At 41.6% G+C, this 16,043-nt stretch carries 13 protein-coding genes; 9 read left to right on the top strand and 4 right to left on the bottom strand.

All coding sequences use genetic code 11. The features are described 5' to 3' along the window. Nucleotides 1-7: 7 nt before the first annotated feature. The 3 genes from H5087_RS15505 to H5087_RS15495 form a co-directional block, all read right to left on the bottom strand. Nucleotides 8-1,165: an acyl-CoA dehydrogenase family protein gene (locus tag H5087_RS15505; protein ID WP_010552837.1), complete on the bottom strand. Its 1,158-nt coding sequence runs from the start codon at nt 1,163-1,165 to the stop codon at nt 8-10. A 160-nt stretch (nt 1,166-1,325) separates the two neighbouring features. Then, entirely contained in the window at nt 1,326-2,816 is a 1,491-nt protein-coding gene (locus H5087_RS15500) for a CoA-acylating methylmalonate-semialdehyde dehydrogenase (RefSeq protein WP_024604003.1), read from the bottom strand. Between the two features lie 124 nt (nt 2,817-2,940). Continuing rightward, a complete protein-coding gene (locus H5087_RS15495) occupies nt 2,941-4,122 on the bottom strand; it encodes an acetyl-CoA C-acyltransferase (RefSeq protein WP_008135263.1) in 1,182 nt (393 codons plus the stop codon). Between the two features lie 330 nt (nt 4,123-4,452). Here H5087_RS15495 and H5087_RS15490 point away from each other — a divergent pair, with 330 nt between their 5' ends. The 9 genes from H5087_RS15490 (at nt 4,453) to H5087_RS15450 (ending at nt 14,272) form a co-directional block, all read left to right on the top strand. Further along, nucleotides 4,453-4,887 (top strand): MerR family DNA-binding transcriptional regulator, encoded by a 435-nt coding sequence (locus H5087_RS15490; protein WP_182672621.1) that lies wholly within the window; start codon nt 4,453-4,455, stop codon nt 4,885-4,887. 54 nt (nt 4,888-4,941) lie between these two features. Then, on the top strand, nt 4,942-6,117 hold the full coding sequence (locus tag H5087_RS15485) for an isovaleryl-CoA dehydrogenase (protein WP_024604001.1): 1,176 nt from the start codon (nt 4,942-4,944) through the stop codon (nt 6,115-6,117). A 10-nt stretch (nt 6,118-6,127) separates the two neighbouring features. After that, nucleotides 6,128-7,735: a carboxyl transferase domain-containing protein gene (locus tag H5087_RS15480; RefSeq protein ID WP_182672620.1), complete on the top strand. Its 1,608-nt coding sequence runs from the start codon at nt 6,128-6,130 to the stop codon at nt 7,733-7,735. A gap of 12 nt (nt 7,736-7,747) precedes the next feature. Further along, on the top strand, nt 7,748-8,518 hold the full coding sequence (locus tag H5087_RS15475; protein ID WP_182672619.1) for an enoyl-CoA hydratase/isomerase family protein: 771 nt from the start codon (nt 7,748-7,750) through the stop codon (nt 8,516-8,518). 8 nt (nt 8,519-8,526) lie between these two features. After that, complete coding sequence (locus tag H5087_RS15470) at nt 8,527-10,530, top strand: acetyl/propionyl/methylcrotonyl-CoA carboxylase subunit alpha (RefSeq protein WP_182672618.1); 2,004 nt, start codon at nt 8,527-8,529, stop codon at nt 10,528-10,530. Continuing rightward, nucleotides 10,530-11,426 carry a hydroxymethylglutaryl-CoA lyase gene (locus tag H5087_RS15465; RefSeq protein WP_165723427.1) on the top strand — a complete coding sequence of 299 codons (897 nt, stop codon included), beginning with the start codon at nt 10,530-10,532 and terminating at the stop codon, nt 11,424-11,426. The genes H5087_RS15470 and H5087_RS15465 overlap by 1 nt, the downstream gene beginning before the upstream one ends. A 261-nt stretch (nt 11,427-11,687) precedes the next feature. After that, the gene (locus H5087_RS15460) at nt 11,688-12,386 is read left to right on the top strand and encodes a CoA transferase subunit A (RefSeq protein WP_008135270.1); all 699 of its coding nucleotides are present in this window, start codon (nt 11,688-11,690) and stop codon (nt 12,384-12,386) included. A gap of 14 nt (nt 12,387-12,400) precedes the next feature. Further along, the gene (locus H5087_RS15455; protein ID WP_039489749.1) at nt 12,401-13,057 is read left to right on the top strand and encodes a CoA transferase subunit B; all 657 of its coding nucleotides are present in this window, start codon (nt 12,401-12,403) and stop codon (nt 13,055-13,057) included. 333 nt (nt 13,058-13,390) lie between these two features. Then, nucleotides 13,391-14,272 carry a LysR family transcriptional regulator gene (locus H5087_RS15450; RefSeq protein WP_002961883.1) on the top strand — a complete coding sequence of 294 codons (882 nt, stop codon included), beginning with the start codon at nt 13,391-13,393 and terminating at the stop codon, nt 14,270-14,272. Nucleotides 14,273-15,153: 881 nt separating this feature from the next. Here H5087_RS15450 and H5087_RS15445 read toward each other — a convergent pair. After that, complete coding sequence (locus H5087_RS15445; RefSeq protein WP_182672617.1) at nt 15,154-15,930, bottom strand: amino acid ABC transporter substrate-binding protein; 777 nt, start codon at nt 15,928-15,930, stop codon at nt 15,154-15,156. Nucleotides 15,931-16,043: the final 113 nt, after the last annotated feature.

Below are 16,043 nucleotides of genomic sequence, written 5' to 3'. Positions count from 1 at the left end.
TTGCTCCTTATAAAACGTCGCTTGCAGACTCAGCTAGAATTCGGCGCGCAATAATTACACGCATAATTTCGTTAGTGCCCTCTAAAATTTGATGAACGCGTACATCACGTACATGGCGCTCAAGCGGGTATTCTTTTATGTAACCGTAACCACCATGAATTTGCAGTGCGTCGTTACACACAGTAAAGCCAACATCGGTAGCAAAGCGTTTAGCCATGGCGCAGTAAGTGGTTTTTTCAACGTCGTTATTATCAAGTTTAAATGCAGCAAGCCTAACCATTTGGCGCGCAGCTACAAGTTCGGTGTTCATATCGGCAATTTTAAATTGCAATGCTTGAAACGCAGCCAATGGCTTACCAAATTGTGTACGTTCTTTTAAATATTCACGGGCTGTATTAAGCGCCGCTTGCGCTGTACCAATTGAACATGTGGCAATGTTAATTCGGCCGCCATCTAGGCCTTGCATCGCAAATTTAAAGCCTTCTCCCTCTGCGCCTAATAAGTTATGCGCAGGAATGCGTACATCTTCAAAGCTAATTAGCCGTGTTGGTTGTGCGTTCCAACCCATTTTTTCTTCTGCTTTACCGTATTCAACGCCTTTTGCGTCGGCAGGCACTACAAATGCCGAAATACCCGCAGCGCCTTCGCCGCCTGTACGTGCCATTACCACTAATACTTCGGTTTCGCCAGCGCCCGATATAAACATTTTTGAGCCGTTAATAACGTACTCATCACCCTCAAGCACTGCTTTGGTTTTAAGTGATGCGGCATCTGAGCCCGAGCCTGGCTCTGTTAAACAGTAAGAGGCAAGTAACTCGCCCATGACTAATTGCTCTACGTATTTGTCTTTAACGGCATCGGTACCAAAACTTGCTACCATCCAGGTAGCCATATTATGAATGGTTAACATGGCCGTTGTTGCTGTACAGCCCATAGCAAGTTGTTCAAAAATAATGCTCGAATCTAAACGAGATAAACCAAGGCCGCCTGCTTCCTCTGGCGTGTATAAACCACAAAAACCAAGCTCGCCTGCCGCTTTAATCGTGTCTTTAGGGAAAATATGTTCGCGGTCCCATTTTGCTGCATAAGGTGCGAGTTCTGACTCAGCAAATTGGCGTGCTGTTTGCGCAAAGGCTTGTTGATCTTCAGATAAGTTAAAGTCCATGGTAGATCTCTTTAATTGTGTAAGTTGTGTTGTTAGCGTTTCCCGTCACGGGAGTCGTTCGTGACGAGCGGCGAAGGCTTATGTGTGTTGTGTGTGAAGTAGCCTTCGCGCCCATCTTTATTATTAATTATTCTTTTATTTACTCATTTTTTAATTACGATTATTTTAAGTTAATGCTCATATTTGGACCCGACGCAATGTCGTCTTCAAACCAACGTGATGTAATTGTTTTAGTTTCTGTGTAAAAGCGAATACCTTGCTTACCGTACGTGTGAGTATCGCCGTAAAACGAGCCTTTCCAACCAGTGAACGAAAAGAAAGGAAGTGGCACCGGAATTGGCACATTAATACCTACTTGGCCTACTTCAATTTCGTGTTGGAATTTACGAGCCACTGCGCCGCTTGACGTGAATAACGAGGTACCGTTACCGTAAGGGCTGTCGTTAATAAGGGCGATTGCCTCTTCAAGCGTGTCTACAAACATACACGCTAGTACTGGACCAAATATTTCTTCTTTGTATAAATCCATCTCTTTGGTTACATCGGTAAATAACGTTGGGCCAACCCAGTTACCTTGCTCATACCCTTCAACCGTAAAGTCAGAACCATCAATTAAACAGGTAGCGCCTTGCTCTTTACCACCAGCAATGAGTGATAAAATACGTGCCTTTGCTGCTTTTGATGTTTGTGGACCGTATGCCGCGTTTGCATCATCCCACACGCCTGGGCGTACATTTTCAAAGCCTGCTTTAATTTCATCTACCCACTGACTTGCTTGACCTACAAATACAGCAACAGAAATACCCATACAGCGCTGGCCAGCAGCACCGACAGATGCGCCTACTAGGTTGTTTACAACGTGCGATTTACTTGCATCAGGCATAATAACCATGTGGTTTTTAGCGCCAACACACGCTTGCACACGTTTAAGGTTTTGTGTGCCTTTAGAATAAATATAAGCACCTACACCACACGAGCCTACAAACGAAATAGCGCGTACTGCTTTATCTTCTAGTAAGCGGTCTACTTGTGGTTTTGTACCGTGAACAACTTGTAATACGCCTTTTGGTGCACCGGCTTCAATAAATAGCTCTGCTAAGCGCATTGGTGTAAGTGGATCTTGCTCAGACGGTTTTAAAATAAAGGTGTTACCACACACAATAGCCAGCGGGAACATCCAAAGGGGGATCATTGCAGGGAAGTTAAATGGTGTTACGCCCGCACACACGCCAAGTGGCTGCATGTAAGAATACGTATCTATTTTGCGCGCTACGTTCTCCATTGTTTCACCCATCATTAATGATGGAGCGTTAGCGGCTTGTTCTACTACTTCAATACCGCGCCAAACATCGCCTTTTGCATCTTCAAACGTTTTACCCAATTCATGGCAAATAATGGTAGCAAGCTCATCGTGATGTTCTTTTAATAGCGCAGCGTACTTCATCATAATGCGAGCACGTTCAGTAATAGGTACGTCTTTCCATGTTTTAAACGTCTCAGAAGCTGAGGCAATTGCCGCGTCCATTTCTGATTCTGTGGTACATGGCACTTGTGCAAGTACTTCTTGAGTTGCTGGGTTTATAACATCGATAAGCTCTTTTGATGCTGATTGAATAAATTCGCCATTAATAAGTAGTGGTACTTGGTGCATGATTAAATCCTAGTGTGTGAGTTGTGTGTTCTCTTTAAAATTGGTAGCGCCGCTTTGTTAGCATTATTAGTGCAGCGCTTTTGTAGTTATTCGTACAGCTTTCTTATAACTATTTAATACCTAGTTAATACGCTTCTACGGCCATAGCAACCGCTTCACCGCCACCAATACATAAAGACGCAATGCCTTTTTTAAGACCTCGGTTTTTAAGGGCATGAATCAGCGTTACTAAAATACGCGCGCCGCTTGCACCAATTGGGTGGCCAAGTGCACATGCACCGCCGTTAACGTTTACTTTGCTTTCATCAAGTTTTAACTCATTAATAGCCAGCATGGTTACCATGGCAAATGCTTCGTTAATTTCCCAAAGGTCAACATCGTTTACAGCCCAACCTGCTTTTTCAAGCACGCTGTTCATAGCCCCTACTGGCGCTACTGTAAATTCACTTGGTTTTTGAGAATGCGTGCTGTGCGCCACAATTTTACAAAGCGGTGTTAACCCTTGCTCTTTTGCTTTTGATTCGCTCATTAATATAAGCGCTGCGCCACCGTCTGAAATTGACGATGAATTAGCGGCTGTAATAGTGCCGTCTTTTTTAAAAGCAGCACGTAAGGTAGGAATTTTCTCTGGGCGGGCGTTGCCTGGTTGCTCATCAATCGATACTGTTACATCGCCTTTGCGTGTTTGCATTGTATGGGGTGCAACTTCGTTATCAAAGCTACCATTTTGTATCGCGGCTTTAGCTTTACTTAATGAGCCTAATGCAAACGCATCCATTTGCTCGCGGCCAATGCCGTATTCATCGGCGGTGTCTTGTGCAAAACAACCCATAGCTTTGTTGTCGTAAGCATCTTCAAGGCCATCGCTCATCATGTGATCTTTTATTTCGCCATGTCCCATACGCATTCCACCACGCGCTTTTGGAATAAAGTACGGTGCGTTTGTCATGCTTTCCATGCCACCGGCAATAGCAGATTGAATAGAGCCTGCTTTAATTAAATCGTTTGCAAGCATGGCCGCTTTTAAACCAGAGCCACATACTTTATTAATTGTTGTAGCGCCAGTGCTAAGTGCAAGGCCTGCTTTTAACATTGCTTGGCGTGCGGGTGCTTGTCCAAGGCCTGCTGGTAATACGCAGCCCATAATTACTTCGTCTATTGCATCATTAGCTAAACCAGTTTGTGCAAGTGCGCTTGCAATGGCGGTAGCGCCAAGTTCGGTAGACTGCGCATCACTTAACGCTCCCATAAAACCACCCATTGGGGTGCGTTTTGCTGCTACAATTACCACTGATTCTAAAGTCATAACTAACTCCATTGTATTTATTCGCAAATAGTTGTTAGTATATTTGCTCTATTAATTTAGTATTCATTTATTATTTAATACCCTTACACAATACTAACGTTTACGCCAACGTCAACTAAAAACAGCTTAATTTTTAGTTTTATAAGTGTAAGGATTATTTTCCATCGGTTAGACTACACTGATGAAATAAAAATAACCCATTGAATATTAAAAACATAAATCAACACCTCGCTTAAACATCCCTTTATAAATAGTTTCAAATCACACCAAGCTTTACCTTTACGTAAACTTCACTTATATTGGGGTTATTCGAATGAGGTAAATACAATTATGAAACCAGATAATCAAACAAACTTTGCAAGCTCAGCCAAAATGCCGGCCACTAATGAACAAACATTTAGCATTAGCGAACTCGCTAAAGAATTTGACATTACAACCCGCTCTATTCGCTTTTACGAAGACCAAGGGTTAATAACTCCAGAGCGTAATGGTCAAACCCGTATTTATTCAAAACGCGATAAAGTGCGTTTAAAACTAATATTACGTGGTAAGCGCCTTGGCTTTACATTGGCCGAAACCGGTCGTTTGTTTGAACTGTACGACGCAGATAAATCAAGCGCTAAGCAGTTGGTTACTATGCTTGACCTTATTTCAGAAAAAAAAGCAGACCTATCTCAACAAATGGACGACATTAAAGTTGTTCTTATGGAGTTGGTGACGGCCGAGCGCCGCTGTAGAGACACGCTTAATAAAATAGACGAATAAGTTTTTTTTAAATAAAAACACACTGACAACACATACGTCACACAGGAATGAATCATGAGCACTATTTCACTATATAAAGAAATGAACTTTGGCCTTGGCGAAACCGCCGATATGATCCGCGACCACGTAAACAGTTTTGCGAGTCAGGAGATTGCCCCGCTTGCTGAAAAAACGGACTTAGATAACGCTTTTCCAAATCAACTTTGGACTCAAATGGGCGAAATGGGCGTACTAGGTATGACCGTATCTGAAGAACTTGGCGGCGCCGGTTTAGGTTACTTAGAACATGTTATTGCTATGGAAGAAATTAGCCGTGCCAGTGCCTCTATAGGGTTAAGCTATGGAGCACATTCAAACCTGTGCGTTAATCAAATTAACCGTAACGGCACACAAGCTCAAAAAGAAAAATACTTACCAAAGCTTATTAGTGGCGAGCACATTGGTGCCCTTGCAATGAGCGAGCCTAATGCAGGCTCTGACGTTGTATCGATGAAACTCAAAGCCGAAAAAAAAGGCGATAAGTACATTTTAAACGGCAATAAAATGTGGATCACTAATGGTCCCGACGCACACACACTCGTTATTTACGCTAAAACAGATTTAAACGCTGGCGCTAAAGGCATTACCGCATTTATTGTTGAAAGTAACTTTCCTGGTTTTTCAACAGCGCAAAAGCTCGACAAACTGGGCATGCGCGGCTCAAATACCTGTGAGCTAGTATTTGAAAACTGCGAAGTACCCCAGGAGAACATTTTAGGTAACCTAAACGAAGGCGTTAAAGTACTTATGAGTGGCCTTGATTACGAACGCGTAGTACTTGCAGCGGGCCCGCTTGGCATAATGCAAGCGTGTATGGACATAGTTGTACCGTACATTCATGAGCGTAAACAGTTTGATACCCCTATTGGTCAATTTCAGTTAATTCAGGGCAAAGTAGCCGACATGTATACACAAATGAATGCTGCGCGCTCATACGTATACACGGTAGCTAAAGCGTGTGACCGAGGCGAAACCACCCGTAAAGATGCAGCCGGTGCTATTTTATACGCAGCAGAGCTTGCAACTAAAATGGCACTTGATGCGATTCAAATTTTAGGTGGCAATGGCTACATAAACGAATACGCAACAGGTCGCCTACTGCGCGACGCTAAACTATACGAAATTGGTGCAGGTACATCAGAAATACGCCGCATGCTCATTGGCCGCGAACTTTTCACTGAAAGCCGTTAAGGATTAAACCATGACGATTTTAAAATCGAGCGTTAATCCTCACGATCCAACGTTTGTGCAAAACCATAAAAATATGTCGGCGCTGGTGGATGATTTACGCGATAAAGTAGCAACAATTAGCCAAGGCGGAGGCGCTGCATTAAAGGAGCGCCACGAAGGCCGTGGTAAATTATTTGTACGCGACCGCATAAGTACATTAATTGACGAAGGCTCACCGTTTTTAGAAATTTCGCAATTTGCTGCCTTTGGTGTTTACGAACAAGCAATACCTTGTGCAGGCGTTGTAGCCGGTATTGGCCGTGTTAAAGGCGTTGAATGCATGATTATTGCAAACGATGCCACGGTTAAAGGCGGTACATATTTTCCGCTTACCGTTAAAAAGCATTTACGCGCACAAGACATCGCAGAGCGCTGCCACTTACCGTGTATTTATTTGGTGGATTCGGGCGGTGCAAATCTGCCAGAGCAAGATGATGTATTTCCAGATAAGCTGCATTTTGGTCGTATTTTTTACAATCAAGCCCGTATGTCGGGCAAAGGTATTCCACAAATTGCCGTGGTAATGGGATTATGTACCGCAGGTGGTGCGTACGTACCTGCAATGGCAGATGAAAGTATTATTGTAAAAGATCAAGGCACTATATTTTTAGCAGGTCCGCCCCTTGTAAAAGCAGCAACCGGCGAAGAAGTAACCGCCGAAGAGTTAGGCGGCGCCGATGTGCACTGTAAAATTTCGGGTGTTGCCGATCACTACGCTGAAAACGATGCTCATGCGCTGTCTATTGCGCGCCAATGTATTGAGCGCATTAACTACACACGTCCGACCGCCCCTCTTCTAGAGGATATAAAGCCACCTCGTTATGATATTAACGAGCTTTACGGCATTGTAGGCACCGACCTTAAAAAGCCGTTTGATGTACGCGAAGTAATAGCGCGCACTGTAGATGACTCATCATTTGATGAATTTAAACGTTACTTTGGTGAAACGCTGGTCACCGGTTTTGCCAGCATTTATGGCAACCCGGTTGGCATAGTGGCTAATAACGGTATTTTATTTAGTGAGTCGGCGCAAAAAGGCGCGCACTTTATTCAGCTGTGTGCTCAGCGCAATATTCCTTTAGTGTTTTTACAAAATATTACCGGCTTTATGGTGGGTAAAAAATACGAAGCCGAAGGCATTGCAAAGCACGGCGCTAAAATGGTGATGGCGGTTTCGTGTGCTGATGTGCCTAAATTCACTGTACTTATTGGCGGCTCTTACGGCGCAGGTAACTACGGAATGTGTGGCCGCGCATTTGAACCCACCATGATGTGGATGTGGCCTAATGCCCGTATTTCTGTCATGGGCGGCGAGCAAGCTGCGGGTGTAATGGCGCAAGTTAAACAAGATGGTTTAGCACGTAAAGGCCAAAACATGAGCGAGCAAGAAATCAGTGATTTTAAAAAGCCAATTATTGATCAATACGAAGAGCAAGGTCACCCGTATTACGCAAGTGCACGCTTGTGGGATGACGGCATTATAGACCCTGCCGACACGCGTAATGTATTAGGGCTTGCGTTAACGGCTGCGAATAACGCACCAAAACGTGATTCGAAATTTGGCGTATTTAGAATGTAACCGGAGCGCAAAATGTCAGTAACACTACAAATAACAAAATCTAATGTGGCTGTACTTGTGTTAAGTCGCCCAGAAAAAAGAAATGCATTTAACAGTGAAGTAATACATGAGCTGATCCAGTGTATTGAACATGCAAATACGCTTGATATTCGTGCTTTGGTTTTAAAAACAGAAGGTAAACACTTTTCAGCCGGTGCCGATTTAGCCTGGATGAAATCGATGGCGAATAATAACTACGCCGATAATCTAGCTGATTCAATGCAATTAGCTAAATTAATGCAGGTATTAGCAAGCTCACCACACCCAACAATTTGCGCTGTGCAAGGTGCCGCTTTTGGCGGTGCTCTGGGCTTAATAGCCTGTTGCGACATAGCCCTTAGTAAAGACGATGCGCAATTCTGTTTAAGCGAAGTAAAGCTGGGTCTTATTCCTGCGGTTATTAGTCCATACGTTATTAAAGCTATTGGTGAGCGCGCTGCTCGCAGGTACTTTTTAACGGCTGAAGTGTTTGATGCACATACTGCTAAGCAACTTGGCTTAATTCATCAAGTAACCGGTAATTTAGACTGTGCGCTCGATAATATGCTGCAAACACTGATTGATAACGGACCTGTTGCAGTAAAAGCCGCAAAAGCATTAATTAACGATGTAGCAAATAAACCAATAACCGATGAACTCATTGAGCTTACCGCTGAGCGTATTGCAAAAATTCGCGTATCTGAAGAAGGTCAAGAAGGGCTAAGTGCTTTTTTTGATAAACGCTCACCCGCTTGGCAACTGTAGGATTGATTATGAACACACAACGATTACAAAAAATACTGATTGCCAATCGTGGAGAAATTGCGTGCCGTGTAATGCGCAGCGCAAAACAAATGGGCTTAACCACGGTCGCGGTATACTCTGATGCAGACAAACATGCCCAGCACGTAAAAATGGCTGACGAGGCTTACCATATTGGTGCCGCGCCAAGTAAAGATTCGTATTTAGTAGCAGACAAAATTTTACAAGTTGCCAAAGACTGCGGCGCTGATTGTATTCACCCAGGCTATGGTTTTTTATCTGAGAACAGCGAATTTGCTAAAGCCTGCGAAGCTAATAACATTGCTTTTATAGGGCCACCAGCAAGCAGTATTGAAGCAATGGGGTCTAAAACCCGCGCTAAAGAAATAATGGCAGCTGCTAATGTGCCATTAGTACCTGGTTATTATGGTGATAAACAAGACCCTGCTTTTTTACAAAGTGAAGCTGAAAAAATTGGCTACCCTGTACTAATTAAAGCCGCCTTTGGTGGCGGTGGTAAAGGTATGCGCGTTGTACAAAAAGCAAAAGACTTTATGAGCGCACTACAAGGTGCGCAACGTGAAGCGATTGCCGGTTTTGGTAACGATTTAGTATTACTTGAGCGCTACGTTAACCAGCCTCGCCATGTTGAAGTGCAAGTATTTGCAGATAACTACGGTAACTGTGTTTATTTAGGCGATCGTGATTGTTCTTTGCAACGTCGTCATCAAAAAGTAATTGAAGAAGCCCCTGCTCCGGGTTTATCTGACGAACTACGCAAAGAAATGGGCGAAGCGGCTGTACGTTGTGCACTGGCTATAAATTATAGAGGCGCAGGTACGGTTGAGTTTTTACTGTGTGGCGATGAATTTTTCTTTATGGAAATGAATACGCGCCTTCAAGTAGAACACCCAGTGACCGAAATGGTAACCGGTGTAGATTTAGTCAATTGGCAAATAAATATTGCGGGTGGGCAAACATTGCCAATGACACAAAGTGATATTCAATTGCAGGGTCATAGCTTTGAAGCGCGTATATACGCAGAAGATCCAGCTAACGACTTTATCCCGTGCTCGGGCACTATTGAAGCACTACACACACCCCTTAACAGCGAATTTGTACGCATTGATACAGGCATTGCACAAGGCGACGAAATTAGCCCATTTTATGATCCGATGATTGCAAAACTTATTGTGCATGACGACAATCGCGAACAAGCACTGAGCCGCTTACAACAAGCCCTTGAGCAATTTCATTTAGCGGGTTTTAGCACTAACATTGGCTTTTTACATAATTTAGCAAGCCACCCTACCTTTAAACAAGGTGCGCCAAGCACACACTTTATTGCTGAGCAAGGTGATTCGTTAGTTGCTGTTGACGAATCGTTATTGCAAACAAGCCAGCTTATTGCTGCTTTTGCGTATTTAGAATCATTAACTAACACCCAAAATGCGCAAAACAGTGCAAGCCCGTGGCAACAACTGAGTGGTTTTACAATCAATTCACCACAAGCAATTAAAGTCCCTTTTGCCGATTTACAGCTAAGCGCTATAAAAACGACAGCGGGCTATAGTATTACGCATAACGAGCATGTATTTAAACTACAAGGCACATTAAATAATAATCTGTGCACTGTATTTATTAATGGTGAAAAACATAGCGCGCACGTAACTACGGTTGGTAATAGTACTGCGGGCAATATTGTCACTGTTATGAATAAAGCACTGCAAACTAAGCTTGAACTAGTTGATAAACATTATATTAGTTCGCACGAAAGCGAAGCTTTGCCACTTGCCGCGCCGCTTAATGGCACAGTAGTTAAGCACTTAATCGACATTGGTAGCACAATTACCAAAGGCGATGCGGTTGTTATTATCGAAGCCATGAAAATGGAATATACGCTTAACGCACCACACGACGGCATTTTAAGAAGCTACTGTTTTGGTGAAGGCGAATTAGTAACGCATGGAGCCTTACTTGCTATTGTCGAAGATACAACAGAGGAAGGTGCATAATGAGTGCCTTTCCAAATAAAGTACGTATTGTTGAAGTTGGCGCGCGAGACGGCCTACAAAACGAAAAAACAGTAAGCACAGCCGATAAAGTAGCGCTTATTAACGCCCTAAGTGCTGCTGGCTTAAAAGATATTGAAGCTGGCGCGTTTGTTTCCCCTAAGTGGGTGCCACAAATGGCAGACTCAGCGGATGTAATATCAGCGCTAGATTTACCCAATGTAAATTTAAGCGCCCTTACACCTAACTTAAAAGGTGCACAAGCAGCGCACGCTGTTGGTATTAAAGAGTTTGCTATATTTACAGCTGCGAGTGAGTCGTTTTGTCAAAAAAATATCAACTGCTCAATAGACGAAAGTATTGAACGTTTTAGCGAAGTAATGGCGTTTGCTAAAGCTAATAATATTCGTGTACGTGGTTATGTAAGCTGTGTACTCGGTTGCCCCTATGAGGGTGATATTGACCCGCAAGCAGTATTAAGTGTATCGCAAAAGCTATTAGATTTAGGCTGTTACGAAGTAAGCCTTGGCGATACCATAGGTGTTGGCACCGCAAAAAAAGTAACGCAATTAATCGAGTTACTTTTAACGCACATTGATAAAGCCAAGTTGGCCGTGCATTTTCATGATACATACGGCCAAGCGCTCACAAATATTTACGCAGCTTTAAGCCTAGGTATTGCAACGGTTGACGCGGCAGTTGCGGGCCTTGGTGGCTGTCCTTATGCTAAGGGGGCGTCAGGAAATGTTGCCACCGAAGATGTAGTTTACTTACTGCAAGGGCTTGGCATTGAACACTCAATTGATTTACAAAGGTTAAGTGACGCTGGCTGGGAGATAACCAAAGCACTTGGTAAGCAACCTGTGAGCAAAGTATCTGTGGCACTGCACACAAAATAACCTGAGCTCTGGATAATAAATCTATCTCGAGCAGCTATTTTCAGCACTAACTGCGTTGAATTTACTTGCAATAGGCCAGCTATTGACGCGTAAATTCGCCTTGTTTTCACTGAAAATCTCTGGCTAGAGAAAATAAACTTAAATATCACCCTGATTCATATGTTAGTAAATCTATTAACCAGAGTTCAGGTTAAATAGCTATCTTATGAAATGATGATTAAAGATAGTTAACAACAAATAGCACACAATGAGGAGAGACTCATGGCCGGTTTTGATAAGGTAGTTTCTAGTTACGAAGCTGCAATGGAAGGATTAAAAGACGGCGATACCATTATTGCCGGTGGTTTTGGTTTATGTGGTATTCCTGAGGGCTTAATTAAACAAATTAAGCACATGCAAACAAAAAACTTAACCGTAGTATCTAATAACTGTGGTGTTGATGACTTTGGTTTAGGTATTTTATTACAAGACAAACAAATTAAAAAAGTAGTTGCCTCGTACGTTGGCGAAAATGCCCTATTCGAGCAGCAGTTATTAAGTGGCGAAATTGATGTAGAGCTTACGCCTCAAGGTACACTAGCTGAAAAAATGCGTGCTGGTGGCGCGGGTATACCTGCGTTTTACACCGCAACCGGTTACGGTACTCCAGTTGCTGAAGGCAAAGATGTAAAAGAGTTTAATGGTCGCCCGTATATTTTAGAAGAATCTATAACGGGTGAATTTGCTATTGTTAAAGCGTGGAAAGCCGACCGCTTTGGTAATTTAGTGTTTAGACACACCGCCATGAACTTTAATCCAATGGCGGCAACAGCGGGCAAAATTACCGTTGCCGAAGTAGAAGAAATTGTAGAGCCGGGTGAGCTTGAACCAAGCCAAATTCATACCCCGGGTATTTTTGTAAATCGCGTTATTAAAGGCAGCTTTGAAAAACGCATTGAACGTGTAACAACACGAGATTAAGCAGGAGCAAAATTATGGCATTATCACGTGAACAAGTTGCAATGCGCGTTGCACAAGAACTTCAAGATGGTTACTACGTAAATTTGGGCATAGGAATTCCGACACTCGTCGCAAACTATGTACCAGATGATATTGAAGTTATGTTACAGTCCGAAAATGGCCTTTTAGGCATGGGCCCGTACCCGACTAAAGCAGAGCTAGACGCCGATATGATTAACGCGGGTAAAGAAACCGTGACAGCAGCCACTGGTGCAGCCATATTTAATAGTGCAGATAGTTTTGCCATGATACGGGGTGGTCATGTAGACTTAACCGTTCTGGGTGCATTTGAAGTTGACCAGAATGGCAACATCGCATCGTGGATGATCCCTAAAAAGCTGATTAAAGGCATGGGTGGCGCGATGGATTTAGTCGCTGGCGCGAAAAACATTATTGTTACTATGACCCATGCAAGTAAGCATGGTGACTCTAAACTATTAGAAGCCTGCTCTTTACCGCTTACTGGCGTTAATTGCGTTAAAAAAATAGTGACAGATTTAGCCGTATTAGAAGTTAAAGACGGCGCATTTCATCTATTAGAACGTGCTCCGGGCGTATCTGTTGATGAAATCATTAGTAAAACAGCAGGTAAATTACTTGTTGACGGTGAAGTTCCAGAAATGGTTTTTTAGGCTTTAGCTTAAAATAACGCTTTACCCTGTACCGACCTCATTCCCAGTGCCAATGGCGCTGAGTTACCCAAAATCCCTCGCAAGAGGGATTTTTTTTATCTTTTGTCATTATTTTTACCGTCATTCATACATCTGTAGTAAATTTTATCTATAATACAAATATAAATTAAATGTAAGCGCTTAGATTCTTTGCACTATTTTGTGGATAGCCTGCACCCTTTTTGTGAACTAGCGTTAATTTTATTTTTAACCTACTGATATTTAAAGATTAAATAGTTGGTTCAAATTTTGCCTAAGTAAGGCGTCTCAATAAATTAAATAATTCTGGAAAACATGCAAACTCCTATTCGTGGCCTTCGCTCTTTTTGCTTTGCCGCAAGAAGCCTAAGTTTTAAGCATGCAGCTAATGAGCTGTACTTAACGCCGTCTGCGGTAAGCCATCAAATAAAACAACTTGAAGAACAACTTGGTATTGAGCTTTTTCAACGTAAAACGCGTTCAATTAGCTTAACCACAGCGGGTAAAAACTTTTTTGATGCTGTGTCTCCTATCATCACAATGTTAGAGAGCACCATTAATGAGTTTAGTCAGATGCAGCAAAATACAAATTTGACGATTACGCTGCCTGAATTTTTTGCCAGCGAATTACTCATGCCTAAATTAAGTGAGTGGACGTCAGAACACCCTAATATAAACCTGCAAATGGACACGCTTAAAACACGCAAAGAATTAACGCGTCATAGCGATTTATCTATTGTATTGTCCTCAGGTAAACCTACTGAAGGGTTAGCGACTGAGTTGTTTAACCTTGAATATATTCCTGCATGTAATAAAAAATTGCTCGATCAGTGGAGGGACGATCATCGTCAAGCCCTTAACCAAGTTCCGCTAATCTTGCACAAAGCTCGCCCTTGGGCTTGGCATCAGTGGGCCGAAAAAGCAGGGATTGATGATTTTTCTCCTTCGCAGATTATTCAAATAGATAGCATGTTTGGTGTAGCGCGTGCAGCGCAGCAAGGCATGGGCATTGCACTTATCCCACTGCCTATTAGCCAAAGCTGGCTAGATGAGCAATGGCTTTACAAATTATTCGAACAGCCTTTAACAACTAAAGATAAATACTATTTAGTGCAGCACGAATCAAGCACGCCTAATCACCCGCTTGATTTATTTGCGAAGTGGGTTGTAAATACGTTTAGAAAAATTCAAGAATAATCCCCTATTAGACGAGTTCAGTAATACAACCTACTCTGTGTTGTATTACTGAACTCGTCTAAATCTCTCTGCAATTTTTAATAATATTTTTTAATTAAATACATAAACTTAGCACCATGCATTAGACTAAAGTCTATAGTTTAATTTTTTTCACTCATTGGTTTTGTTTTTATCGTTTGTCGAAAATAAAGTTAAATATTAAAGTTCCTTTATCAGCTCAAAACAACTTAGTTAAATTGTTTCTTAAGAGCAATAAATGCAACCTTTAGAGTTCTAGTAACTCAAACGTAGCAGTGAAAAGAATCTTATATTGTGTGTGTAAGATGTTGTCAGTGTGAAAAAGCGGTTCAAGTTAGGTGGTGACTTGGCTTGAACTGTTTTTATTTTTGGTGCAAACCACATGGTATGCAATACAAAGCTACCAACGTGTAGTAAACAGAATCTTTATATTGTGTGTGAAGATGTTGTCAGTGTGAAAAAGCGGTTCAAGTTAGGTGGTGACTTGGCTTGAACTGTTTTTATTTTTGGCACAAACCACATGATATGTAATACAAAGCTACCAAAGCGTAGTAAACAGAATCTTTATATTGTGTGTGAAGATGTTGTCAGTGTGAAAAAGCGGTTCAAGTTAGGTGGTGACTTGGCTTGAACTGTTTTTATTTTTGGCACAAACCACATGATATGTAATAAAAAGCTACCAACGTGTAGTAAACAGAATCTTTATATTGTGTGTGAAGATGTTGTCAGTGTGAAAAAGCAGTTCAAGTTAGGTGGTGACTTGGCTTGAACTGTTTTTATTTTTGGCGCAAACCACATGATATGCAATATAAGTTTAATACTTTTAAAAGCCCCGTAAGTTATAACTTACGGGGCTTTTTTAGTTAAATCTTAATTTGATATTCTTTTTTTAATTTACTTATTTGCACTTTATGTGAAATCAAGAAGGCATTAAATTTCTTGATTATGTCAGGGTAGTCAATCGACGATAATAAAAAGGCTTGTAAATCTGTCGGCAATTCGTTTTGAAAATAAACAGGTCTGTTTAATTTAAAGTATTTTAGGAGATTATAATTTAATACATCGTTAGATATGTAAATACACTCCACTCGCTCTTTTAAAAGCATCTCTATTAATTCCATTACGTTAGCTGTTTCAATTAGCTCAACGTTTTCGTTATTCATTAAAGGTTTAAAGCTTTGAGACGTAAACCCTCTCACCGTTGCAAAACTAACGCATTCATCAATAGTGATATTTTTATTTAAACTCGCAATACCCGTTTTAGTCACAACGGTTGGCTGCGAATAAATAATTTCATTTAAATCACCAAAGGAAGCTTTATAACTTGGTTTCCATTGAGGGTTATCTGGATATTTAAAATCAACATGATGGTGATCAATAAATTCTTTATAAAGACGATTAATTGGCAGCGTGTAAAACTCAAATTCAAAATCGTGCTGCTGGGCGAACAAAGTAAGTAATTTTTGACTGAAGCCATAATAATCTGCACCATTTGTTCCACTACCATCAAAGTAAGGTAGATACTCTATATTCTCTACGCCGACGACATAGTGCGTTGCCGACTTAGCATCGGTAATAAAAATGAATAAAGCTAAAGGCAAATACATTAACTGCGTTGCTATTTTTTTAAATTGATTCATTAATAACCTAAGTAATATTATTGACAATTAGCTGCACGCTTTAATTTTAACAAATTTGCAAAGATTATGATAAGCCTATTTTGTTTTATGCAAAAAAAAGCCTGATTAAAATC

This window comes from Pseudoalteromonas sp. SR43-7, assembly GCF_014163785.1.
Lineage (GTDB): Bacteria > Pseudomonadota > Gammaproteobacteria > Enterobacterales > Alteromonadaceae > Pseudoalteromonas > Pseudoalteromonas distincta.
Note: the sequence above shows the minus strand (reverse complement) of the source record. Positions and strands in the feature narration are given on the sequence as shown.